Raw genomic sequence first — 24,920 nt, 5'->3', positions numbered from 1 at the left:
ACGGGTAAGACAGGACATCACGCCGGCGAGGACCGGAGGAGGTCCTCGCCGCGGCCGAGGAGGGCCGGCTCGTCGATGGGGTTCTCGTGGGTGCCCGCCGACGTGCAGGCGTGGGCCCCGGCGACGGCGCCGAGGGAGACGGCGTCGCCCAGGGACCGCCCGGAGAGCAGGCCGTACAGGACGCCGGAGACGAACGCGTCCCCGGCTCCGTTGCTGTCGACCACCGGGCCGGGCAGCGGGGCGGCGGGGAAGTGCCGGAACCCGTCGGCGTCGAGGACGTGGCAGCCATCGGCGCCCGACGTGCAGATCACGGTCCTGGCGCGGCCACCGGTCAGGATGTCGCGCATGACGGCCTCGCGGCGGGAGCCGAGCGCGGTGCTCGACAGGAAGACCAGGTCGGAGGAGTAGGCGTAGTCCTTGTGGAAGTCGTTCTCCCCGTCCCAGTCGTGCAGGTCGGTGGAGACGGACCCGCCCTCCAGGTCGGGGTAGACGTGCCGGGAGAAACCGGTGAGCGACACGTGGACGTGCCGGGCCTCGCGCACCGCCGCCAGGTAGAGCTCCCGGGGCAGCCGCTCGCCGGGCGCGTCACGCGGGTCGAACAGCGACAGCCGCCGCCCGTCGGGGCCGACCAGCAGGACGCTGCGCCGGGTGCCCTGGGGGGCGGGCGCCCACGCGAACTCCACCCCCCGGGCCTCCATGTGGGCCCGGATGAACCGGCCCTGCGGGTCCTCGCCGATCAGGTCGACCAGCTTGACCCGCAGCCCGAGCGCGTGGCAGCCGAGCGCGACACCGCTGCCGGTGTTGCCGATCCGGTCGACCATCGGGGGGACGGCGTAGGTGTCGGCGTACGGCAGGGGCAGCTCGGGCACGTAGGCGGTGGTGTCCACCCCGGTCCCGCCGATGACGACGACGTCGTAGGCACTCTCCATCGCCCCATGATCCCATCCGCCGGATACGGCCCGATCCGGCCGGTGAGCGGTCGCCCGCCGCAGCGCCGGCGTCACCCGTCCGTGTCCGCTCATGGGGGCTGCCGAGCGTTGGCGGCGGCATTCCCCGGCGCCACGGCTCCGAAAAAGCTCACGAAAGTTTCGATGGCGGACCTCGGCCGGACATCCCCACGACCAGGAACGCGGCAGGCGCACCGGGCATCCGTCCCGCCGGCCTTCCGGAGATCGGGTACGAGGAGGTCCGGTGCGGCCCTCTAGCGGTTGACCAGCGGGCCTGAGCCGGTCGAGCGGCGCACGACCAGCTCGGGCTGGAACATCAGCTCGATGTGCCTGCTCCGGATGCCGTTGATCTCCTCCAGGAGAGTGGCCACCGCGGCCGAGGCCATCGCGCCGATGGGCTTGCGCACGGTGGTCAGCGGCGGGTCGGTGAAGGCGATCAGCGGCGAGTCGTCGAACCCCACCACCGACACGTCCGCCGGAACCGACAACCCCCGATCCCGGCACGCCCGGATCGCCCCCAGCGCCATCAGATCCGAGGCGCACACGATGCCCGTGCACCCCCGCTCCAGCAACTGCGCCGCCGCCGCCTGACCCCCCTCAACCGAGAACAGCGAATGCGAGATCAGCTCATCCACCTCGCCCGCCCCCAGCAGCTGCGCCATCGCCTGCCGGTAACCCTCGATCTTGCGGATCACCGGCACGAACCGGCGCGGTCCGACGGCCAGGCCGATCCGCTCGTGCCCGAGATCCACCAGATGCTGTACGGCCAGCCGCGCGGCGGCCCGGTCGTCCGGGGAGATGAACGGCGCCTCGATGCGTCCGCTGTAGCCGTCCAGCAGGACGATCGGCAGTCCGCGGTCGGTCAGCCGGGTGTAGCGGTCCATCTTGGCCGTGGTGTCGGCGTGCAGACCGGAGACGAAGACGATGCCGCTGACCCCGCGGTCTATCAGCAGCTCGGTGAACTCGTCCTCGGGGGCGCCACCGGGGAGCTGGGTGCAGAGCACCGGGGTGTAGCCGTGCTGGGTCAGCGCCTTCTCGATCGCCTGGGCGAACGCCGGGAAGATCGGGTTGTCCAGCTCCGGGGTGACCAGGCCGATCAGCCCGTTGCTGCGCTGGCGCAGCCGCTGCGGCCGCTCGTAGCCCATGAGGTCGAGCGCGGTCAGCACCGCCTGCCTGGTCCCCTGCGACACGCCGGGCTTGCCGTTGAGCACCCGGCTGACCGTGGCCTCGCTCACCCCCGACTGGGCGGCGATGTCGGCCAGCCGGATACCCGCGCCGTCGGGGCGGGACCGGGAGGTATTCGTGAGTTCACCGTCCATCAGAGGTACCCCACCATGCGGCTGAATTGGGCGCAAGCTGAACGACATTCGACGCCCCGGCGTGAAATTCGTTTCCGAAACTTTTCGCAAACTGTAACATCTCCCACTCGCCGGGACGGCCGTGGCCTCGCCTTGGAGCACCATCCCTCTAATGCGCGACATAGCTACTCACCAGAAACATGGAAGTAACCAGCAGATGTGCAATTTCTAACGACATCTATGGACACATGGGCAAGTGGCGCGATGTACTACCTCATCAATCACACGGCTGGATCCGGGCAGCGGAACCCGGGAGGAACGAGCGCGCATGAGTACCGTCGTCCTCGACAATGTGAGCAAGGTCTACCCCGGCGGATACCTGGCGGTCGACCGCATGAATCTGCGCGCCGAAAACGGGGAGTTCCTCGTCCTGCTGGGGCCTTCCGGCTGCGGCAAGTCCACACTGCTCCGGATGATCGCGGGCCTGGAGGAGGTGACCTCCGGAGACCTCTGGCTGGGCGGCACCCTCGCCAACGACCTCGCCCCGCGTGACCGGGACGTCGCCATGGTCTTCCAGAACGGCGCGCTCTACCCTCACCGCACGGTACGCGGCAACATGGCCTTCCCCCTGGAGATCGCCAAGGCGGACCCGGCGATGGTCAGGGAACGCGTGACGGAGCTGTCCAAGGCGCTGCACATCGACGAGACCCTCGAACGCCGCCCTGGAACGCTCTCAGGCGGCCAGCGCCAGCGCGTCGCGATGGGCAGGGCGATCGTCCGCCAGCCCTCGCTCTTCCTGATGGACGAGCCGCTGTCCAACCTCGACGCGGGCATGCGCACCGAGCTCCGCATGGAGATCTCCTCCCTGGTCCGCTCCCTCGGCGTGACCACGGTCTACGTGACGCACGACCAGGTCGAGGCCCTGACCCTGGCCGACCGGATCGCCATCATGAACCGCGGCGTGCTCCAGGACGTCGGCACCCCCGGTCAGGTCTACAACGACCCGGCCACCGCCTTCACCGCCGCCTTCCTCAGCTCCCAGCAGCTCAACCTGCTCGCGGCCACCGTGCGCACCCCGCAGAACCAGTTCATCCTGCTGGACTTCGGGGTGCACCAGATCATGATCCCTTGGACCGATCCCAGGGCCTACGCCATCTCCCAGCACGTCGGCCACCAGATCATCGTGGGCCTGCGCCCGGACTGCCTGGCGCCGGTCCCCGAGACGTTCGAGGGCCCCGTCTTCCTCGGCCGCGTCCGAGCCCTGGAGTACCACGGCCACGAGTGGCTCGCCTACGTCGAGAGCGGCATCCCCACCGTGCCCGTCCCCGAGCCCCCGGACCCCCGCCACAAGGTCCGCGACCTGGCGGCCACCGCCCCGGGAGGCCGGGCCCGCGCGGTCCTCAGGCGCCTGCTGCCGGGCTCCGGGCTCGACCCCGAACCTGCGCAGGCGCAGGAGCAGGTCGGCGCCGGCACCCACCGCCGGGCCGACCTGATCGTCCGCGTCGGCTCCCGCCCCGTCTGGCGGGCCGGCGAACCGGCCCGCGTGGGCGTCGACGTCACCCGCCTGATGCTCTTCGCCCTCGACGGCTCCCGCATCGACCCGCCGCACCGCTGACCGGCCGGCACGGCACCGCCGTACGCCCTCCGGCGCGGGTCCGCCGGTGCCGCCGCGGGATCAGCGGCCGAGGATGGAGACGATCTCCACGACGCGGATGGCACGGTCCAGCTCCGCCCGGTGGAAGGACGGCCCCTCGGTGCGGGCCAGGATAAGGTGCAGGCCCGCGGCGGGCACGGGGAGGCTCATCAGGTGGCACCGGCCCACGGCGAGGGTCGAGGGCCGCAGGGGGGTGAGGTCACCCGACTTGACGCCGGCGAGGCCGCCCGCCTCGTCGAGCGAGGCCGGGGCCTGCCAGCTGCGGTGGACGAGCTCGCCGGTCCCGGAGGAGACCGCGACCGCCCACGCGGCGCTCACCAGGTCGGGCGCGGCGTCCACGAGAGTGGCGAAGGCCCTGCCGGGGTCGGCCGCGACGTGCTTCAGGAGGTCGTAGTCGGGCGCGGCGCCGGGAATCTCGCGGGTGGGCCAGACGGCCTCGACGCGTATGCCGGGGATGACCGACAGGCGATCCCGGACCGTGTCGGCGTCGGCGGCGCCGGGCCAGGAGACGGTGAAGTCGTCCACGGCCCGGCCGGTCTCCCGTTCCAGCACCGTCACCTGGAGAATGTCCGCCCCCAGGGTGCCGAGCACCCGGGCGACCTGCCCCAGCGCCCCCGGGCGATCGGGAAAGGACACCCGTAGCCGCAACATCATTGTGGATCACCTCTCTTCGGACATCAGGGTGTCCTAGACAGGTTTCACGAAGGTTCCGGGGAGATGTCCAGGATAAGACCTGTCGCCGGAAAACATCAGCCCTGGCTGGCCTCCGCCCCGGCGTGGCTGGCTGTCGCGGGCAGCGGCGGCAGCGGGGAGTCAGGAACGGCCACGGCGGCCCTGACGTACTCCTGGAAGGACTCGGCGAGCTCGGCGGCCGTCGCGGGGTCGTAACCGTAGTGGTTGTAGACCACGGCGGCCAGCATGGAGCCGTCCCGCTGCTCCTCGACGATCAGCTCCGGGGCGCTGAGGTCGACCTCGCCCGGGTTGGCGCTCCAGTCCAGCCCCTCCTGCTCCCGGGGGAAGGGGAAGGCCTCGGACATGAGGCCGGGGAAGTGCGGGGCGCCGAAGCTCTCGTAGTGGATCCGCGAGGGGAAGGGCACCCGGAGCCGGGCGTCCTGGTAGGCGTGGAACTGGTGCGCCACCGCCCCCACGGACACCTCCCGGACCCGGTCGACCAGCTCGCCGTAGGAGGGGTCGCCCGAGGCGTCCAGGCGCAGGATGAGCGACTGGACCAGGCAGCCGATCAGCGTCTCGTGCTCGGGCGCGGTACGGCCGGGCACGGGCGACATCACCACCAGGTCGGTCATCCCCGTCCACTGGCGCAGCAGCCAGGTCCAGCACGCGGCCACCGCCATGAACGTGGTCGCGCCGCGCGCCCTGGCGGTCTCCCCCAGCCGGCCGGCCAGCTCCGCGTCGATCTCGAAGGCGTGCCTGCGGCGGGAGAACAGGGTGGTCTCCCTGCGGCCGGGGAACGGCGTCAGTTCGCGGGGGGCACCCTCCAGGACCAGGTCCCAGTACGCCTGGTTGCGCGGCCACTGCTCGCGGGTGAAGGCGCAGTAGTCGGCGTAGGACATCGGCAGCGGGCGCAGCGGGCTGGGGTAGCCCGTACGCAGGGCCGAGTAGACGATGCCCAGCTCGCGGAGCATGACGCCCAGGGAGAAGCCGTCGAAGGCGAAGTGGTGCACGGCGAGGACCAGCACGTGGTCGTCCTCGCCGAGGTGCACGACGAGGGCCCGCACGAGGGGGCCGCGCAGAACGTCGTCGAGACGCATGCGCTCGTGCCAGACGATCCGCTCGGCGTCGCGCTCGCGCTCCTGCGGCGTCCGGCCCTCGGCCACGGCCTCGGCGACCTCGGGCGGCAGCTCGTCAGCGACGATCACCTCCCCCGACGCGGTGACGACGCTGCGCAGCGGCTCGTGCCGCGCGATCACCGCCTCCAGCGCGCGGGTGAGGACGGCCACGTCGAAGGAGTCGCGGATCCGGATCGCGGTGGCGCAGGACCCGATGTCGCGGACGGGCTCGCTCTCGAACATCCAGTACAGGAAGTCCTCCTGCTGGGTGCTGAGCGGAGCTCCCCCGCCGGTCGCGGGCCCGGCGGCGGCCGAGAGCCCCGCGGCGCGGGCGTCGTCGATCCAGCGGGCCTGCCCGGCCAGCTCCGGCCGGTCGAAGGCGAGGGCCGGCGTGACGGGCACCCCCAGGCGGGTGCCGACCAGGCCGGCGAGCTGGGCGGCCCGGAAGGAGTCGCCGCCCAGCTCGAAGAAGTTGTCGCCGGGGGCGACGGCGGGCACGCGGAGCACCTGGCGCCACAGGGCGCCGAGCTCCGTCTCGGTGGTCGGGGCGGTCACGGGGTGCTCCATTCGATCAGGCTGGGGCCGTGGGCGGCCAGGTCGCGCCGGACGGTGCGGACGAGGTCGGCGCACTCCTTGAGCGCGGGCACCGACAGCAGCAGATCGCCGGTGCCGGGGAAGCGCCACAGCAGGTCCTCCAGCAGGTAGCGCCAGTAGGCCGGGCGCAGCTCGGGGAACTGGCGCAGCAGCCGTTTCTGGTTCCAGGTGTGGTGGAAGCGGTCGGCGTAGGAGGGGCCGTCCCACTCCTCCGTCTCCACGATCCAGAAACGCTCGGTGACCGGACGCAGGTCCACCCCGAGGGAGCGGGCGACCGCGGGGGCGATGCGCTGCTCGGCGAAGGTCTGGCGGACGATCGGGGCGGTGGCCGACGGCCCGGCGTTGCCGGTCATGAACGCCATGGACGCCTCGGCGTACTCGGCGCGGTGCCGGTCGTCGAGGAAGATCGAGACCGCCATGTTGGCCGCCGGGGTGTCGAAGGTCCAGCGCGACAGGTCCAGGCCGGCCTGGTTGGGGACCTCCGGAACCGGCGGGTAGACGTCGTTGCCCACCGACTCCCAGTGCGCGAAGACGAACCCGCCGCGCTCCAGCCCGTCGACGGGACGGCGCAGGTAGAGGTCGGTGTCGACGACGGCGAACGGCGCGGCGCGCAGCCGGGCCGCGTAGCTCTTGCCCGCCGCGAAGTAGAACAGCGGGTCCACGTCGAGGGCGTCGAGGGCGTCGAGGGAGGTGTCGATGCGGTCGTAGAGCGCGTCCAGTCCCTGTGCCGCCGCGTAGGAGGCGCCCAGCTCGTCGGTCACCAGCTCGACGCCGCCGTGGAAGGCCCGCCAGGCGTGGGCGCTGTGGACGCAGGTGAGGATCTCCTCGACCGGCATGCCGTAGGGGCCGTTCTCCAGGGCCCGGTCCCGGTGGCGGCGGAGGCCGGCCCGGTGCGGACCGGTCCAGTTGACGTGGAGGGCGGGTACGGTCAGGGACACGGGACGGCTTCCTTCCGCTCGGTCGTGCCGGTTCTGTCGTTCAGCGCCTGGATCCCGACGAGATCGTCGGCGACGGCGTCGGGGACCTCGTCGTCGAACCGCGACAGCGTCCGGCTGCGCAGCGCGACGAGGGCGATCAGAGCGACCAGCAGGCCGCACACCACGTACATGAACGCGATGCCGCGGCCGGGACCGACCCCGATGACGGCGCCGGCCGTACCGGCGAGGAGCCCGCCGGGCAGGAACATCGGCTCCAGGAGGCGCTCGCCGAGCGGCGCGATCACGGCCACGCCGAGCGGAATGGTGGACAGCGCGACCATCTGGTTGAGGGCGAAGACCCGCCCGTGGAAGCGCTGGGCCACCTTGACCTGGACGATGGTCGCGTAGACGCCGTTGACGAGCGCGAGCGAGCACGCCACCCCGAAGGCGCCCAGCCCGACGAAGAGCAGCGACCCGTGCGCGCCGGTCACCAGGCAGCAGGCGGCGAGCGCCAGGGTCCCGAGGAGGACGCCGTGCATGCGCCGGTGCGCCGGTCCGCCCCACACGCTCATGACCAGCCCGCCGGTCACCGCTCCCGCCCCGCCGAGGAGCGCGACGTATCCGGCGTCGGCGAGCGTGCCGAAGGACAGCGTCAGCGGCGAGAACAGCAGGAAGACCGGTGAGAGCACCAGGTTGAAGAGGGCGAAGAAGACGAGCATGGCCCGGAAACCGCGCTGTCCCATCTGGAGCCGGAACCCCCCGGCGATCTCCGCGCCGACGGACTCGCGGCGCTCGCCCGCCAGCCTGGCCGGGAAGCCGACGCACAGCAGCACGATCACCCCCGCGACGTATCCGGCGACGTCGAGCGCGAGGATCCCCTCCAGGCCGATGGTCGCCAGCAGTCCCACCGCGACGAGCGGCGCGACGAACTGCGCGACGCCGGTGGTCATCTGGACCACCCCGTTGGCGTGGCCGAGGTAGCGCTTGGGCACGAGCTGGGGCACGGCCGACACGTAGGCCAGCCGCTGGAAGGTCAGCGCGATCGACAGGGCGGTGAGCAGCGGGTACAGGTGCCAGACCGCCAGCTCGCCGGTCCACAGCAGCGTGCCGGTGAGCAGCTGTACGACGAGGGCCGCGATGTTGCCGCCGAGCATGACCGTCCGCCTGCTCGCCCGGTCCACCACCGCCCCGGCCAGCGGGGCCACCAGGATGCCCGGGATCAGCGCGAGCACCTGGAGCACGGCGAACTGGGTGAGGGAGCGGCTGTCCAGGTAGGTGGAGATCGGGATCGCGAACTCGGTCAGCGTGGCACCGACGATGGTGACGAGCTGGCCGATCGCGACCGCGAGGAACCGGCCCAGGCTGGGCTCGGGGGCCGCGGTGCCCCTCTCCACGGGTACGGAGGAGTCGGAGCGGCCGGCCACGCGCCAGGTGGGGGTGGCGGGCTCCGGCACGGCCGGCGCGGCGAGAGCCGGATGGACCGTGGTGACGATCTCCGCCAGCTCCTCGGCCCGGTATTTGAGGAAGTAGTGCCCGCCCTCGTCGAGTACGGCCAGCGCCGTGCGCGGCGAGAGGAAGTCCCACTCGGTGTAGCGCTCGGCGTGGAACTCGGTGTTGGGGTCGCGCTCGCCGACCACCGAGATGATCGGGGCGCTCAGCGGCTCCGCGCCCTCCTCGACCAGGCGGGTGAAGTACTCCTCCGCCTGCCTGGAGTCGTGCCGCATGTTGCGCACGACGAACGCCAGCTGCTCCTCGGTCAGGCCGGACAGGTCGGCGCCCATGCCGGTCAGCCAGTTCACCTGGCCCCGGTCGCCGCGCAGCCGTTCCAGCCCGGTGAACCGCGCCCAGCGACCCAGCACGCCCCGGGTGGGCCGGGCGAAGGGGAACAGGCCGCCGAGGTAGACCGCGTCGAGCGGGCGCCCGGCGGCCTCGACCTGACGGGCGATCTCGACGGTGAGCGCGCCGCCCACCCCGCAGTGCCCGTACAGCACCAGCGGGCCGGTCACCTTCCTGAGGATCTCCGCGGCGCACTCGGCGGCGACCTCGGCGAGGGGACGCGGCTCCTCGGCCAGGCCGAGGTCGTGGCCCGGCACGGCCACCGCGTGCAGCGCGCATCCCGCGGGCAGGGCGTCGGCGAGCGGCTGGTAGACCACCGCGCTGCCGCCGCCGTACGGCACGCACACCAGCGTCAGCTCGGGTGCGGCGATCCTGGGCGTCAGCTCGTACAGCAGGCCGCGCGGCCCGTCGTCGCCCGCCTCCACCAGGGTGGCCAGGCCCCGCGCGGTCGGGTGCTGGAACAGGTCCATCACGCTGACCGGCCGCATCCCGTCCAGCCGGCGGCGCAGCCGGGCGACCACCTGCACGGCGAGCAGGGAGTGCCCGCCCAGGTCGAAGAAGTCGTCGGTGGCGCCGACCCGGTCCAGGCCGAGCACCTCGCCGAAGGCCGAAGCGACGGCCTCCTCCACCATCCCGGAGGGCGCCTCGAACGCCGCCTCCCGGTCGGGCCGGACCGCCTCGGGCTCGGGCAGGGCGGCGCGGTCGACCTTGCCGTGCGACTTCAGCGGCAGCCGGTCCAGCCAGACGTAGCGGGTCGGCACCATGTAGTCGGGCAGTACGGCCTGCAGCAGCCTGCGCAGCTCCCCCACCCCCGGCCGGGCCGCCGGCCCGTCGGCGGCGACCAGGTAGGCGACCAGTTCCAGCGCCCCCGGCCCGCCGCGCGCGTCGACGACGGCGTGGGCGACGCCCGGCAGGGTGCGCAGGGCCTCGTCGACCTCGCCCAGCTCGACCCGGTAGCCGCGGACCTTCACCTGGAGGTCACGGCGGCCGAGGAACTCGAGGTTGCCGTCCGGCAGCCAGCGAGCCAGGTCGCCGGTGCGGTAGAGCCGGTCGCCGGGCTCGCCGTACGGGTCGGGCAGGAACTTCTCGGCGGTCAGGTCCGGGCGGCCGAGATACTCGCGGGCCAGCCGGTCCCCGCCGAGGCACAGCTCGCCGATCACGCCGATGGGCGCCGGCCGCATCCGCCCGTCCAGGACGTAGGCCCGCGCGTGGCCGAGCGGCCGCCCGATCGGGGTGACCGGCCCGCGGACGTCGTCGTCGGCGCCCACCTCGTAGGTGGTGACGCCGACCGTGGCCTCGGTCGGGCCGTAGTGGTTGACCACCCGGCAGACGCCGAGGGCGGCCAGCTCGCGGGTCCACTCCCAGGCCGACCCCTCGCCGCCGAGGATGAGCACCCGGCGGGGCAGCAGCCGGCGCGGGTCGACCTCCGCGGTGAGGGCGCCCAGGTGGGAGGGGGTGATCTTCAGGTAGTCGATCCGGGCCCGGTCCGCGTAGTCGGCGAGGTCGGGGCCGGAGATCCGGGACGGCACCAGGTGGAGGCACCCCCCGGTCGCGAGCGCCAGGTAGAAGATCGTGATCCCGAAGTCGAAGGAGAGCGACTGCAGCAGGGCGTACCCGGCCCCGTCCACCACCTCGAACCGCTCGTGCGCGTCGGCCAGGTAGTTGAGCACCTGCCGGTGCTGTACGGCCACGCCCTTGGGACGGCCGGTCGAGCCCGAGGTGTAGATGACGTAGGCCAGGTCGTCCGGGCCCGCCTCCCTCGGGGGGAGGAGGCCCCTGAGCTCCTCCCGCCCGTCGAGGAGGACCGTGGGCGCCTCCCCCTCGCCGAGGAGGACGGTGATCCCGGCGGACACGCGACCGGCCAGCGCGCGGGTGGTCACCAGCACCTCGGCCCCCGAGTCGGCGACCATGTGGGCCAGCCGGTCGGCGGGCTGTTCGGGGTCGAGGGGCACGTAGGCGCCGCCCGCCTTCAGCACGGCCGGCACGGCCACGGCCAGGTCGAGCGACTGCTCCAGGCAGATCGCCACCCGGCGGTCGGGGCCGGCCCCGTGATCGCGCAGGACCGCCGCCAGCCGGTCGGCGCGGGCGTCCAGCTCCCGGTAGGTCAGCGCGTCGTCGCCGAAGACGACCGCGACGGCCTCGGGCGTCCGGGCGGCCGCCCGCTCCACCAGCCCGTGCAGGGTGGCGACGTCCCGGAACGGCCCGCCGTCCCGGGACGGGCCGGCCCCCTGAAGCGGGCCGGGATCCCGGGACGGCCCGGGGTCGCCCGCGGGCGCCGGGCCGCCGGAGGTGCCGGAGGTGCCGGGGGCGCCGGGGGCGCCTGCGCGACCCGGAGGGCCGGGCCTGCTCCAGTGCTCCAGGATGAGCCGGCGCTCGTCCGCGTCGAGCAGCTCCAGCTCCGACAGCCGGGTGCCCGGGTCGGCGACGGCGCAGCGCAGCAGGGCCTCGAAGCGGGCGGCCAGCCGCTCGACCGTCGCCGGCTCGAACAGGTCGCTGTTGTAGGCGAAGTGCGCCCGCAGCTCCCCCTCTTCCTGCCCGATCTCCAGGGACAGGTCGAACTTGGCCAGGGCGAACCCGCCGTCGAACAGCTCGGTGGTGATCCCCGGCAGGGACGGGCCGGCCTGGGCCTGGTTGTGCAGGACGAGCTGCGCCTGGAAGAGCGGGGTGCGCGACAGGTCCCGGTCGATGCCGAGCTCGTTCACCAGCGCGTCGAAGGGCGTGCTCTGCCGCTGGTAGGCCTCCAGCGCGGTGGCCCGGGTGCGGCGCATGAGGTCGCGGAAGGACGGGTCGCCGGACAGGTCGCCGCGGAGCACGAGGGTGTTGACGACGAAGCCGACCATCCCCTCCAGCTCGGGCCGGTCCCGCGCCGCGACCTGGGTGCCCACGCAGACGTCGTCCTGGCCGGTGTGGCGGGCCAGCAGGGCCTGGAAGGCGGCGGTGAGCGTCATGAAAAGCGTGCAGCGCTCGGTCCTGGCCAGCCGGGCGACCTCCGCGGCCAGCGGGCCGGGGATCCGTCGCGCGACGTAGGCGCCGTTGGCCGTCCGGATCCGGGGCCGGGGCCGGTCCGTGGGCAGCGCCAGCACCGGCGGGTCGGCGAGCCTGGTCCGCCAGTAGGCCAGGTCCTCGTCGCGGCCGGGGTCCTGCCGGCATGCCAGCGCGTAGTCGGCGTACTGCAGGGCGGGGGGCGGGAGCGGCGAGGGCAGCCCGGCGGCGAAGGCCCCGTACAGGGCGGCCAGCTCCGCGCGGAGCACCCCCAGCGACCAGCCGTCCACCGCGATGTGGTGGATGACGAGGCACAGGACGTGGTCGTCGGCGGCCAGCCGGATGAGGGCGGCCCGCAGCACGGGGCCGCCGGCGAGGTCGAATCCCCGGTTGGTCAGCTCGGCCACCAGGTCCCGGGCCCGCCGCTCCGGCCCGTCGGACGGATCCCGGGGCCGCTCCTCCGGCCCGTCGGACGGATCCCGGGGCCGCTCCTCCGGCCCGTCGGAGAGGTCCACGTACCGCAGGCCGGGCCCGGCCGGGTCGGCGACCTGGACCGGGCGGCCGTCCTGGCTCGGATATCGGGTCCGCAGCACCGCGTGCCTGGCCACGACCTCGCCGAACGCGCGGACCAGCGCGCCGGAGTCGAGGGGCCCGCGGAGCCGTTCGGAGACATAGACGTTGTAGGAGGCGTCACCGGGGGTGAGCTGGTCCAGGAACCAGAGCCGTTCCTGGCCGGGTGAGAGCGGGACGCCGTCCGTGCGGGCGGCGTCGGGGAGTCGTGTCTGCACCGGCTCAGTTCTTCCCGTTCAGGCGCTCGACGGCGGCGGCGACGGCGCTGATCGTGGGCTCGTCGTAGTAGATGTGGAGCGGCAGGTCCGCGCCCAGGCGCAGGCGGACCCGGGAGGCGATCTGGGTGATGGTCAGCGAGTGGCCGCCCAGCTCGAACAGGTCCTCCTGCGGCCCGACGGCCTCAAGCCCCAGCACGTCGCACCAGATCTCGTGGAGCTCGGCCGCCACCCCGCTGTAGGAGTGCGGCCCGGCCACGCCGGCCGCGCTCTCGTGAGGGCCTGCCTCGCTCTCCCGGGGGCCGGGCGCGGGCAGCGCGGACCGGTCGAGCTTGCCGTTGGGGGTCAGCGGCAGCCGGGGCAGCCCGACGAAGTCGGCCGGGATCATGTAGGAGGGCAGCGTCCCGGCGCAGTGCTCGCGCACGTCGCCGGGGACCTGCCCGCACTCCAGGTAGGCGACGATCCGCCGCTCCCCCTTGTCGTCCTCCCGGGCGACCACGGCCGCGCGGGGAATGCCGGGGTGTTCGAGCAGCCTGGACTCGATCTCCCCCGGTTCGATCCGGTGCCCGCGGAGCTTGATCTGGTCGTCGAGGCGTCCGATGAACTCGATCTGCCCGTCGGCCCTTCTGACCACCCGGTCACCGGTGCGGTACAGCCGGCCGGGCCCGAACGGGTCGCCGGCGAACCGCTCGGCGGTCAGCTCGGGGCGGTTGTGGTAGCCGTCGGCGACGCCGTCACCGGCGATGCACAGCTCGCCGGGTACGCCCAGCGGCAGCAGCCCGAGCCGCTCGTCCAGCACGTGCACCCGGGTGTTGGCCAGCGGAACGCCGATCGGCACGGTCGTGACGGGCTCGGCGATCTCCGCGCTCATCGACCAGATCGTCGTCTCGGTGGGGCCGTAGACGTTGATCAGACGGCCGGCCCGGCTGAGGATCTCGCGGGCCAGGGGGGCGGGGAGAGCCTCACCGCCGGCCAGGGCGGTCACGCGGGGCAGGTCGAACCCGGCGTCGAGCAGCATCCGCCAGCCGGACGGGGTCGCCTGCACGTGGCTCACCCCCTCGGCGGCCAGCCGTACGAGCTCGTGCCCGTCCCTGGCCGCGGCGTCCGGGGCGATGACGACCCGTCCCCCGGTCACCAGCGGCAGGTAGAGCTCCAGCGCCGAGATGTCGAACGACAGCGAGGTGTGGGCGAGCCAGCCGTCCCCCGGCTGGGAACCGAGCCGGTCACGCATGGCCAGCAGCAGGTTGGTCAGCGCCCGGTGCGGGATCTCGACGCCCTTGGGGCGGCCGGTGGAGCCGGAGGTGTAGATGACGTAGGCGAGGTCGCCGAGCTCCGGCCAGGCGAGCCCGCCCTCCCCCCGACCTCCCGCGCCGGACCCGCCTTCCCCGGACCGCTCCAGGCCGGAACCGCCCTCCCCCGGCCCCCGATCGCCTTCCCCGGACCGCGGGCCGGGGGCGTCGAGCGAGATGACCGCCACGCCGGAGCCGGCCAGGCGGTCGTGCCGGCCGGAGCCGGCCAGGATCAGGGCGGCCCCGGAGTCCTCCAGGACCAGGCGCAGGCGCTCGGCGGGATGGTCCGGGTCGAGCGGGAGGTAGGCCCCGCCGGCGCGCGCCACGGCGAGCAGGCCGACCAGGGTGGCAAGCGAGCGCTCGGCGCAGACCGCGACCAGCGTCCCCCGTCCCACGCCGGCGCCGCGCAGCCGCCGGGCCAGGTCGTCCACGGCCGCGCCGAGCTCGGCGTAGGTCATCGTCTGCGCGCCGCACACGGCCGCGGTCGCGTCCGGGGTACGGCCGGCCTGGGCGGCCACCAGCTCGGGAAGGGTGAGCGGCGGATGGCCGGCGGCGGTGTCGTTCCACCGCGACAGCAGCCGCCCGGTCTCCTCCGCGTCGAGCATCGGCAGCTCGGCCAGCGGCATGTCGGGGTCGGCGGCCACCGCGTCGAGCAGCGCGCGCCAGTGGGCGGCCACCCGCTCGGCGTCCTCGCGGGCCATGATCTGCGGGTTGTACTGGAGGACGACACCGAAGCGGCCGGGCCCGTCCACGATGTGCACGCGCATGGCGCCGCGGACGGTGTGGTTGAACAGCACCCACTCCACGTGGGCGTCGACCCCGTGGAAGGCGGGCGCGGCCTCGCGCCTGCGGTAGCCGAGCGAGATCGGGGCGAGCGCGACACCGGGCCTGACCCCGCTGACCGCGCGCGACAGCGGTACCTCCCGGGCCCGGAAGAGGCCGCGCAGGTCGGAGCGGAGCCCGTACCCGAAGCGCTGGTCGGCCACGAACCGGCGGAAGCCCCATTCGGGCCGGAGCCCGGCGGTGACGGGCAGCTCGTTGACGAAGGCGCCCAGGTGGTCGCGGGTCTCCGGCGAGCGGGTGCCCAGATCGACCGCGACCGTCGGCTCGGCGTTGCCGTACCGGTGGAGCAGCACGTGCAGCGAGGCGAGCACGATCTCGAACCTGCCGGCCCCGATCTCCTCCGCCAGCCGGGCCAGCGCCTCCCGGGACTCCGGCGGCAGCGCGAACTCCACGGCCGCCCCCTCGTCCACCGCGGGCACCGGTCCGGCCAGGCCGGGCAGGATCACCTCGGCGGGCGGGCGCCACCGCGAGCTCCAGAACTCCCGGGCGAAAGAGAGGCCGGCCTCGACCCTGGCCGCGGCCCGCTCGGCGAGCCCGTCGTGGTCCAGCGCGGGCAGGTCGGCGGGGGTGCCGGTCACCCCGGCCCGGTAGAGCTCGGCCAGGTCCCGCAGGAACACCGAGGTGGACTCGCCGTCGAAGACGAGGTGGTGCGCCACGACCAGCAGCGTCGCCCGGCCCGCCTCCTCGACGTAGAGGGTCATCCGCACGAGCGGACCGGCGGCCAGGTCGAAGGGGCGCAGGATCTCCGCCCTCATCAGGTCGTCACGCCGGGCGGCCGTGACCTCGGCGACCACCGGCGCGGGCGGGGTGGCGGCGGGCACGACGTACGGCACGCCCTGCCGTTCCCGGACCGTGCTCGCCAGGATCGGGTGCCGCTCGATCAGCGCCCGGCAGGCGGCGGTCAAGGCGGGCACGTCGAGCGGGCCGTCGAACGTGACGGAGAAGGGCATCGTGTAGACGGTCCCGGCACCGCCCAGCCGTTCGTTGAACCAGATTCCCTGCTGGGCGAGCGAGGCCGGGACGGGTGGGGAGTCGATCTCGGACGTCACTGACATCACTTCCGATCAGTGCTGAAAGCTCGGAGGGCCGCAAGGCCGCGGGAGCTCAGGAGACAGAGAGGTCGTCGCACATGCGCCGGAACCGCCGGCCGAGACGCTCGGCGCCGGGTCCCGCGCAGACGCCGGACATGGATCCGTCCGGCTGTTCGGTGAGGGTGAGGAGGGGCCTGCCGTCGGCGGGTGCGGCCACCGGCAGCGGGTGGGGCTCGGACTTCAGGCCGGGCAGGTACGGCTCGGGTCTGAAGCCCTCGAAGAGGAAGCGGGCGGTGTGCGGCCCGGAGGGCGGGGACGGCCGGGTCGCGGCCGACTCCACCGTTTTCAGGAGGTCGGAAGGGTCGTCGAGGCCGCCGGGCGGCGCGATCCGGACGGGGACGTCCAGCGCGAGCGGGCCGACCATGCCGGCGTGGGCGGGCTCGGCCCGGCCGGGCTCGCGCACGAGCACCACCGGGTCCGGCACCTCCTCCATCAGGGAGACCGTGGCCGCCCAGCAGACCAGCGCCACCGTGGCGGGCGTGGTCCGGCAGGCACGGGCCATCTGCCGGAACCGCCCCGCCACCTCGGGCGCCAGGCGGAAGCCGTACGGCACGGCCGGGCCGGGCGGCATCGGAGCGGGACGGTCCTGGTGGGACACGGCCGGGCCGGGCGGCACGGGGGAGGCCGGATCCGGATGAGACACGGCCGGACCGGGCGGCGTCGATCCGACCGGGGGTGGATGAGGCGCGGCCGGACCGGGCGGCGCGGGGGGCCGGTCTGAGCGGCGGCGGGCCGCCCAGTCGGCGTAGCCTGCGGTGGCGGCCGGGACGGGGGCGGCCCGGCCCGCGAGCGCGGCGGCGTAGGCGGTGCCGAGCTCGTACAGGACCGTGTCGAGTGACCAGGCGTCGCAGACCAGCGGGGAGGCGCAGAGGACGAGCAGGCAGCCGTCGGCGGACGGCCCGGTCAGGATCACCCGGAAGAGCGGCCCGCGTTCCAGGTCGAAGGGCCTGCCCGACTCGCGCTCGACCCGGTCCTCCGGCCCGGCCCCGTCCCCTGCCGGGTCGTCCCCGGACCGGCCGTCCGCCGTGGCTGGCCCGGCTCCGTCCTCTCCCGCCACGCCGCCGGGGCGTCCGGCCGGGAGGCGGACCAGGTCGGGCTCGATCTCCGGGGCGATCTCGGCGACGTGGGCGCCGTCGGCGGACGGGAAGGTCAGCCTGAGCGCCTCGTGGGCGGCGGCGACCTCGCGGAGCGCGCGCCGCAGCGTCCCGGGGTCCACCGCGTCGCGGACCCGCATCGCCACCCGGACCGTCTCCTCCCGCATCCGGGGAACGGCCAGGCGCGCCTCCTGCTCGGAGGTGAGCGGGACCCGCCGGCCCCGGGCGGCGAACAGGTCGCGCACCCCGGACTTGAGGATCTTGCCGATGTCGTTGCGGGGGAAGGAGTCGACCACGACGATCCGGGTGGGCAGCTCGTGGCGGGCCAGCCGGGTGGAGAGGAAGTCGCGGATCTCGTCCACCGGCACCGGGTGCGCCAGCCGTACCGCGGCGGCGGGCATGGCGCCCATCACCGGATGGGGCACGCCCACGACGGCGGCCTCGGCCACCGCCGGATGCTCGTGCAGGGCGGCCTCGATCTGGACGGTGGAGACCTTCAGCGCCCCTGACTTGATGACGTCGCTCTCCCTGTCGGACAGGTAGAGGTAGCCGTCGGCGTCGAGGTGCCCGAGATCGCCCATCCGGACCCAGCCGTCGCGGAACACCAGCGCGCTGCCCTCCGGGTCGCCCACGTAGGAACGCGGGGCCGCCGGGGAGCGGAGCCAGACCTCGCCGGTCTCCCCCGGCGGCAGGGCCCGGCCGTCGGGGCCGAGGATGCGCAGGTCGCCGAGGTCGGTGGCCCGGCCGAGCGAGGTGGGCCGGGCGGGATCGACGATCATGGTGGTCTGGGCGGGGACGGCCTCGGTCGAGGTGTAGTAGTTGACCAGGGTCGCCCCGGCGAAGGCCGCGGCGAGATCCTGGGCCACCGACGGGGGCAGCGCGGCGGCCGAGGAGCTGAGCAGCAGGACGCTGGACAGGTCGTGCCTGCGGTGGGCGCCCGAGCCGAGCAGCTCGATGGCCATGGAGGGGACCAGGAAGACGGTGCCCACCCGGTGGGCCTCGATGAGGCGGCAGAACTCCTCGGGCTCGAATCCGGGCAGGGTGAGCGCCGCCGGGTGGGCGGTGAGGGCGTCCATCAGCATCATCTGCGCGGCGTTCGTCCCGATGGGGAAGGCGTGCAGGAAGCGCTGGGAGTGGGAGTAGGCCCGGCGCCGGGGGTACGGGGAGCGGCCGTGGGTCAGGTTGGCGTGGGTGGCGCCGACGCCCTTGGGAGTGCCGGTCGTGCCGGAGGTGTAGATGATCTGGGCCAGGTCGCCGGGCCGTACCTCGACGCCGGTGGGTGAGCCGCCGCCGGTCTCGGGCGTCGTCGTCCACCAGCGGCCGGGGTCCTGGAGCCCCGGCGTGCCCGTGCCGTGCAGCACGCCCGTGGCGGCGCAGCGTCCGAGGGTGTCGAGGACCTCGTGGCCGCTGAGGCGGGCGGAGAGCGGCACCGCCACGCCGCCGGCCTTGAGCACCGCGCAGAAGGCGACCGCGAACTCGGTCCACTCGTCTCCGCCGAACAGCAGGCCGATCCGGTCCCCGTGACGGAGTCCCCGGTCGAGCAGGCCGCGGGCGGCGGCGTCGGAGCGCCGTTCCCACTGGCCGAAGGTCAGGTCGCCGAGTCCGTCGGCGACGAGGGCGGGTCTGTCGGGATCGGTCTCCGCCCGCGCGGCGAGCAGCCGGGGGATCGTGAGCGGAGCCGGGTCGTGCACACTCATGCCGGCCTCCTGGGCGGGCGCGCGCGAGCGGGGGGGGAATCGAACGAGAGTGACACCGGGCCGCGGGCGGCCCGGATGATCACCATATCGAGGCGAGAGACCGACCGGACCCGCCGGAACGGCCGGTCCGGCGGGAGGGGAAGGGGTCAGCGGAGGATCTTCGGGCCCGAGCCCGTCGAGCCCCGCACGATGAACTCCGGCTGGAAGATCAGCTCGGAGTGCTGCATGGGCGCGCCGGAGACGGCCTCCAGCAGGGTGTGCACCGCGGCGGTCACCATCGACTGGACGGGCTGGCGCACGGTGGTCAGCGGCGGGTCGGTGAAGGCGATCAGCGGCGAGTCGTCGAACCCCACCACCGACACGTCCGCCGGAACCGACAACCCCCGATCCCGGCACGCCCGGATCGCCCCCAGCGCCATCAGATCCGAGGCGCACACGATGCCCGTGCACCCCCGCTCCAGCAACTGCGCCGCCGCCGCCTGACCCCCCTCAACCGAGAACAGCGAATGCGAGATCAGCTCATCCACCTCGCCCGCCCCCAGCAACTGCGCCATCGCCTGCCGGTAACCCTCGATCTTGCGGATCACCGGCACGAACCGGCCGGGGCCGACGGCCAGGCCGATCCGCTCGTGCCCGAGATCCACCAGATGCTGTACGGCCAGCCGCGCGGCGGCCCGGTCGTCCGGGGAGATGAACGGCGCCGGGACGTCGCCGGCGTGCCCGTTGAGCAGGACGATGGGCACGCCCTGCCCGATGAGCTGGGTGTAGCGGTCGGAGCGCGCAGTGATGTCGGCGTGCAGCCCGGAGACGAAGATGATGCCGCTGACCCCGCGCTCCACGAGCAGCTCGGTGAACTCGTCCTCCACCGCTCCGCCGGGGAGCTGGGTGCACAGCAGCGGGGTGTAGCCGTGCTGGGTCAGCGCCTTCTCGAAGGCCTGGGCGAACGCCGGGAAGATCGGGTTGTCCAGCTCCGGCGTGACCAGGCCGATCAGCCCGTTGCTGCGCTGGCGCAGCCGCTGCGGCCGCTCGTAGCCCATGACGTCCAGCGCGGCCAGGACGGCCTGCCGGGTGACGGCCGAGACGCCCGGCTTGCCGTTGAGCACCCGGCTGACCGTGGCCTCGCTCACCCCCGCCTGCGCGGCGATGTCGGTCAGCCGGGCCGCGCCGTTGCCCGGCGGGCCGCCGCTATACGGCATCGCGTTCCCACCAGACCGCGGAGTCGGGGGCGAGCCGTACCGTGTCGCCGTCGACGACCGGTTCCTCGCTGGCCAGCAGGACCCGTCCGGGCGCGGGCAGCTCGACCGGCTCGCCGGTCAGGTTGAGCGTGCAGGCGAAGCCGTCGCCCCGGGTGAAGGCCAGCGTGCCCTCGGGTGAGTCCAGCCAGGTCAGCGGCGCGTCGCCGAAGGAGCGGCGGTCCCGCCTGATCTCCAGCGCCGTCCGGTAGAGGTGCAGCGTGGAGAGCGGGTCGCGCAGCTGGGACTGGACGCTGAGCGGTCCCCAGGAGGCGGGCATGGGCAGCCATGACTCCTCGATGCCTGGCAGGCTGAAGCCGAAGTGCGGCTCGACGTCGGCCCACGGGATGGGGACCCGGCAGCCGTCGCGGCCGTCGTCGGGGTTGCGCAGCCGCTGCGGGTCGCGCAGGAACTCCTCCGGCAGGTCGAGGACCTCCGGCAGCCCGAGCTCCTCGCCCTGGTAGACGTAGGTCGAGCCGGGCAGGGAGAGCGTCAGCAGGGCCGCGGCGCGGGAGCGGCGCAGGCCGATCTCGCCGCCGCCGTAGCGGGTCAGGTGCCGCTTGACGTCGTGGTTGGACAGCACCCAGGTGCTGGGCGCGCCGACCAGTCCGGCCGTGGCGAGCGACTCCTGGATCACCGTGCGGAACCCGGCCGCGTCCCACGGGGTGTTCAGGAAGTGGAAGTTGAACGCCTGGTGCAGCTCGTCCGGGCGGACGTAGTTGGCCAGCCGCTGCGGGGACGGCGCCCACGCCTCGGCGACGCCGATCCTCTCGCCCGGGTAGGAGTCGAGCAGCCTGCGCCAGCCGCGGTGGATCTCGTGCACGCCGTCCTGGTCGAAGAACGGGACCACGTCGGAACCGATCATCCGGACCTGGTCGGGGTGGCCGACGTCGGGCAGGCCGTCGGCCTTGACCATGCCGTGCGCCACGTCGACGCGGAAGCCGTCCACGCCCAGGTCGAGCCAGAAGCGCAGGACCGACTCGAACTCCGCGTGAACCTCGGGGTTGTCCCAGTTCAGGTCGGGCTGTTCGGGGGCGAACAGGCGCAGGTACCACTCGCCGTCGGGCAACCTGGTCCAGGCGGGGCCGCCGAAGACCGACTCCCAGTCGTTCGGGGGCAGCTCCCCGTTCTCCCCCTTGCCCTGGCGGAAGATGTAACGCTCCCGCTCGGGGCTGCCGGGCCCGGCGGCCAGGGCCTGCTGGAACCACACGTGCCGGTCGGAGGTGTGGTTGGGCACGACGTCGACGATCACCCGCAGGCCGTGCCGGTGCGCGTCGTCGATCAGGGCCCTGGCGTCGCCCAGCGACCCGAAGATGGGGTCGACGTCCCGGTAGTCCGCCACGTCGTAGCCGAAGTCGGCCATCGGCGAGGTGTAGAACGGGGTCAGCCAGATGGCGTCGACCCCCAGATCGGCCAGATACCGCAGCCGGCTCCGCACGCCCAGCAGGTCGCCGATCCCGTCACCGTTGCCGTCGGCGAAGCTGCGCACGTAGACCTGGTAGATCACCGCGTCGCGCCACCACCGGGTGGCGGTCTCGCTGGCATGGTCCGCGTGGACGAGCTCGGTCATATTGGTCCCCCGATCAAGTGACATGTCAGGACGTGATAGCACGATGGTGTTACGACTTGGTGGCGCCGGCCGTGAGCCCGGCGACCAGGTGACGCTGGACCAGCAGGAAGACGACCGCCGCGGGCAGCGCGATCAGCACGGCCGAGGCGGTCAGCAGGCCCCAGTCGGACCAGTGCTGGCCGACGAACTGCTGCAGGCCCGCCGCGAGGGTGCGCGTCTCCTCCCCCGTCATGAAGACCGAGGCGTAGGCGACCTCGCCCCAGGCGGTCATGAAGGAGTAGAACGCGGTGACCGCGATGCTCGGCCGGGCCAGCGGCAGGATGACCCGCCAGAAGGTGCCGAACGGGGTCAGCCCGTCGATCATGCCGGCCTGGTCGATCTCGCGCGGGATGGAGTCGAAGTAGCCCTTCATCATCCATGCGCAGAACGGGACCGCCACGGTCATGTAGGCGATGACCAGGCCCGGGATCTGGTTGAGCAGCCCGAGACCCGCCATCAGGTTGTAGAGCGGCACGATCAGGATCGCCACCGGGAACATCTGGGTGATCAGCAGCATCCACATGACGCCGCGGTAGCCCGGGAACCGGAAGCGGCTGATCGCGTACCCGGTCGTCGAGGCCAGGAACACGCCGATGACCGTGGTCAGCCCCGCGATGATCACGGAGTTGAGCAGCCAGTTCGGGAACTGCGTCTCGGTCAGCACCCGGGCGTAGTTGTCCAGCGACGAGTTGTCGAAGAACTTCAGTTCGCTGGAGAGCCAGCCGTCGCGCGGCTTGAGCGAGGTCAGGATCAGCCACACGATGGGGAACAGCGCGATGAGAGACGCGGCGATGAGCGTGCCGTGCAGCAGGATCGAGCTGCCGATGCTGCGCTCCTCGCGGCTGCGGGCGCGCCGGCGCCTCGCGGGACCTGCGGTGGCGGTGCTCACCAGACCTCCCCTTGCTTGCGCAGCGCGCGGCGGTAGACCAGGGCCATCACGACGAGGAGCAGAAGGATGATCACTCCCCATGCCGCCGAGCCCGAGTAGTTGCGGATGCCGGTGAAGGCCTCGCGGTAGGCGTAGGTCACCAGGATCTCCGTGGAGCTTCCCGGGCCTCCGCCGGTGATCAGGAAGATCAGCGGGAACATGTTGAACGTCCAGATCGTGCCCAGCAGGACGACGGTGCTGGAGACGGTACGCAGGCCGGGGACGGTGATGTGGCGGAAGCGCTGCCACGGCGTGGCGCCGTCCACCTCGGCCGCCTCGTAGAGCTCACCGGGGATCGACTGGAGCCCGCCGAGCATGGCCACCATCATGAACGGCACGCCCACCCAGACGTTGACCGCGATGACCGCGATCTTCGCCGTGGTCGGGTCGTCGAGCCAGCCGACCGCGCCCAGGCCCGCCGCCTTCAGCATCGCGTTGATGACGCCGTAGTCGCTGTTGTAGAGGTAGCGCCAGATGAACGCGGCGACGAAGGGCGGGATCGCCCACGGCAGGATCAGCATCAGCCGGTAGGCCGAGCGGAAGCGCATCTTCCGGTTGAGCAGCAGGGCCAGGCCGAGACCGAGACCGTAGTGGAGCCCGACGCAGGCGACGGTCCACACGATCGTCCAGGTCAGCTTGTCCCAGAACAGGCCGCTGGTGAGGATGTCGACGTAGTTGCCGAGCCCGGTGAACTCATAGGTCGAGGGGATCACGTTGACGCCGATGGTCCGGCCCATCGTGGCCTCGGTGGCGTCGGTCAGGGACAGGTACACGCCCCGGACCAGCGGCCAGCCGATCAGCGCGGCGGTGACCACGACGACCGGCGCGACCATGGCCCAGGCGTACCAGTACTGCGACATCGACCGCCGGACCGGGCCGGCCTTCTTGGGGCGGCCCCGGCCGCGGGCGCCGTCAGCGGCGCCCGCGGCCCGGTCCCTGGCCGTGCCGGTCACACGCCCAGTGGAAGTCGCCACGGATCAGCTCCAGTCCTTGAAGATGCCGCGGTACTTCTCGTCCACCGACTTGACCAGGTCCTCGGGCGAGGACTTTCCGCCGACCAGGGACTGGTAACCCTCAAGGAGGGGCTGGAAGAGCTGGCCGCCCTCGGGGATCCACGGACGCGCGACCGCGGTGTCGAGGATCGGCTTGAAGGTGGCGACGTCCTTGTTGCCCTGGACGTCGGGGTTGTCGTAGGCGGAGGCGCGGGTCGGCAGGAGGCTGATCTCCTTGGCGACCTTGGCCTGGGCCTCGGGGGTGCTCATGAAGCGGACGAACTCGTAGGAGGCGTCGAGGTTCTTGGAACCGGCGTAGATGGCGTAGTTCCAGCCGCCGGTGGGAGCGCCTGCTTTGACCGACCCCGCGGGGACGGGGGCGATGCCGAGGTTCTCCTTGTCCTTGAACTCCTTGCCCTGGTAGATCTCCGACAGCGCCCAGGGGCCGTTGTAGATCATCGCGGCCTTGCCGTCCTTCAGGGCGGTCATGGCGTTGGCGTAGCTGTCCTGGATCGCGGGCTTGGGCGCGGCACCGGACTTGATCAGGTCGTCGACCGCCGCCATGGCCTTGACGTTGGCCGGGGAGTTGACGGCGATCTTCTTGTTCTGGACGTCGAGGAGGTCACCGCCCTCGCCGTACATGAAGGGCAGCAGGAAGTAGGCGTCGACGTTGAGCGCGATGCCGCTGACGCCGGCCTTCTCCTTGACGTCGAGCGCGGCCTTCTTCAGCTCCTCGAGCGTGGTGGGCGCCTTCTCCCAGCCGGCCTCCTTGAGCAGCTTCTTGTTGTACAGCAGCGCCAGGGTGTCGGTGACCTGCGGTACCGCGTAGGCCTTGCCGTTGTACTTGGTGCTGCTCAGCGGGCTCGGCAGGAAGTCGGACTCGTTCTCCACGGCGCGCGTGCCGTCCAGCGGCTGGAGGTAGCCGAGGGAGGCGAACTGGGGGGTCCAGGCGACCTCGGAGCGGATCACGTCCGGCGCCCCGCTGCCGGCCTGCGCCGCGGTCTGGAACTTGTTCTGCGCCTGGTCCGAGGGGACGTTGACGTACTTGACCTTGATATTGGGGTACTTCGCCTGGAATTCGTTGATGAGCGCCTGGAACGTCGGCCCCTCACTGTCCGGCCGGACGGTGTCCCACCAGGTGATCTCACCGCTGATCTTCGACGGGTCGGCCGCGGCGGACTGGGCGGGGGCCGCCGCCGAACCACTGTCGCCGCCACCACAGGCGGAGACCGCCAGGGCGAGTGCCGCGACGATCGTCGCAGCCGAGAAGGCTCGCCGCATCATTTCTCCTCATAGCTCAGGGGACCGGTCCGGACGGGGGAAGCCACCGGGCCGGGTTTGGAGT

The 24,920-nt window shown here is 73.0% G+C and carries 14 protein-coding genes; 1 reads left to right on the top strand and 13 read right to left on the bottom strand.

Annotation, left to right across the window (positions count from 1 at the left end):
* Positions 1–17 precede the first annotated feature (17 nt).
* Positions 18–929 carry a carbohydrate kinase family protein gene (locus tag SROS_RS16260; protein ID WP_012890035.1) on the bottom strand — a complete coding sequence of 304 codons (912 nt, stop codon included), beginning with the start codon at positions 927–929 and terminating at the stop codon, positions 18–20.
* Positions 930–1,201: 272 nt separating this feature from the next.
* Positions 1,202–2,266, bottom strand: a complete 1,065-nt coding sequence (locus SROS_RS16255; RefSeq protein ID WP_012890034.1) for a LacI family DNA-binding transcriptional regulator — start codon at positions 2,264–2,266, stop codon at positions 1,202–1,204.
* A 307-nt stretch (positions 2,267–2,573) separates the two neighbouring features.
* On the opposite strand from SROS_RS16255, the gene SROS_RS16250 reads away from it, so the two are divergent.
* Positions 2,574–3,860, top strand: coding sequence for an ABC transporter ATP-binding protein (locus SROS_RS16250; RefSeq protein WP_012890033.1), 1,287 nt, complete (start codon positions 2,574–2,576; stop codon positions 3,858–3,860).
* 60 nt (positions 3,861–3,920) lie between these two features.
* Here the strand turns inward: SROS_RS16250 and SROS_RS16245 are convergent, their stop codons facing one another.
* The 11 genes from SROS_RS16245 to SROS_RS16195 all read right to left on the bottom strand — a co-directional run bounded on the left by SROS_RS16245 (position 3,921) and on the right by SROS_RS16195 (position 24,859).
* Positions 3,921–4,553: an ACT domain-containing protein gene (locus tag SROS_RS16245; protein ID WP_012890032.1), complete on the bottom strand. Its 633-nt coding sequence runs from the start codon at positions 4,551–4,553 to the stop codon at positions 3,921–3,923.
* A gap of 95 nt (positions 4,554–4,648) precedes the next feature.
* On the bottom strand, positions 4,649–6,241 hold the full coding sequence (locus SROS_RS16240; protein ID WP_012890031.1) for a condensation domain-containing protein: 1,593 nt from the start codon (positions 6,239–6,241) through the stop codon (positions 4,649–4,651).
* Positions 6,238–7,218, bottom strand: coding sequence for a DUF6734 family protein (locus SROS_RS16235; protein WP_012890030.1), 981 nt, complete (start codon positions 7,216–7,218; stop codon positions 6,238–6,240). Before SROS_RS16235 ends, SROS_RS16240 begins: the two co-directional genes overlap by 4 nt.
* A complete protein-coding gene (locus SROS_RS16230) occupies positions 7,209–12,803 on the bottom strand; it encodes a non-ribosomal peptide synthetase (protein WP_012890029.1) in 5,595 nt (1,864 codons plus the stop codon). The genes SROS_RS16235 and SROS_RS16230 overlap by 10 nt, the downstream gene beginning before the upstream one ends.
* A 4-nt stretch (positions 12,804–12,807) precedes the next feature.
* Positions 12,808–15,987, bottom strand: a complete 3,180-nt coding sequence (locus SROS_RS16225) for a non-ribosomal peptide synthetase (protein ID WP_012890028.1) — start codon at positions 15,985–15,987, stop codon at positions 12,808–12,810.
* 49 nt (positions 15,988–16,036) lie between these two features.
* Positions 16,037–18,814, bottom strand: coding sequence for an AMP-binding protein (locus SROS_RS16220; RefSeq protein WP_012890027.1), 2,778 nt, complete (start codon positions 18,812–18,814; stop codon positions 16,037–16,039).
* A gap of 146 nt (positions 18,815–18,960) precedes the next feature.
* Positions 18,961–20,010, bottom strand: a complete 1,050-nt coding sequence (locus SROS_RS16215; RefSeq protein WP_012890026.1) for a LacI family DNA-binding transcriptional regulator — start codon at positions 20,008–20,010, stop codon at positions 18,961–18,963.
* A complete protein-coding gene (locus SROS_RS16210) occupies positions 20,000–21,616 on the bottom strand; it encodes a glycoside hydrolase family 13 protein (protein WP_012890025.1) in 1,617 nt (538 codons plus the stop codon). Before SROS_RS16210 ends, SROS_RS16215 begins: the two co-directional genes overlap by 11 nt.
* A 49-nt stretch (positions 21,617–21,665) precedes the next feature.
* Positions 21,666–22,544, bottom strand: a complete 879-nt coding sequence (locus tag SROS_RS16205) for a sugar ABC transporter permease (RefSeq protein WP_012890024.1) — start codon at positions 22,542–22,544, stop codon at positions 21,666–21,668.
* The gene (locus tag SROS_RS16200) at positions 22,541–23,557 is read right to left on the bottom strand and encodes a carbohydrate ABC transporter permease (protein ID WP_012890023.1); all 1,017 of its coding nucleotides are present in this window, start codon (positions 23,555–23,557) and stop codon (positions 22,541–22,543) included. Before SROS_RS16200 ends, SROS_RS16205 begins: the two co-directional genes overlap by 4 nt.
* 3 nt (positions 23,558–23,560) lie before the next feature.
* On the bottom strand, positions 23,561–24,859 hold the full coding sequence (locus tag SROS_RS16195) for an extracellular solute-binding protein (protein WP_245564655.1): 1,299 nt from the start codon (positions 24,857–24,859) through the stop codon (positions 23,561–23,563).
* Positions 24,860–24,920: the final 61 nt, after the last annotated feature.

Origin of the sequence: Streptosporangium roseum DSM 43021 (assembly GCF_000024865.1) — a bacterium.
In the GTDB taxonomy this organism is placed as follows: Bacteria; Actinomycetota; Actinomycetes; order Streptosporangiales; family Streptosporangiaceae; genus Streptosporangium; species Streptosporangium roseum.
The sequence above is the reverse complement of the archived record's forward strand: the minus strand, read 5'-3'. Positions and strand labels throughout refer to the sequence as shown.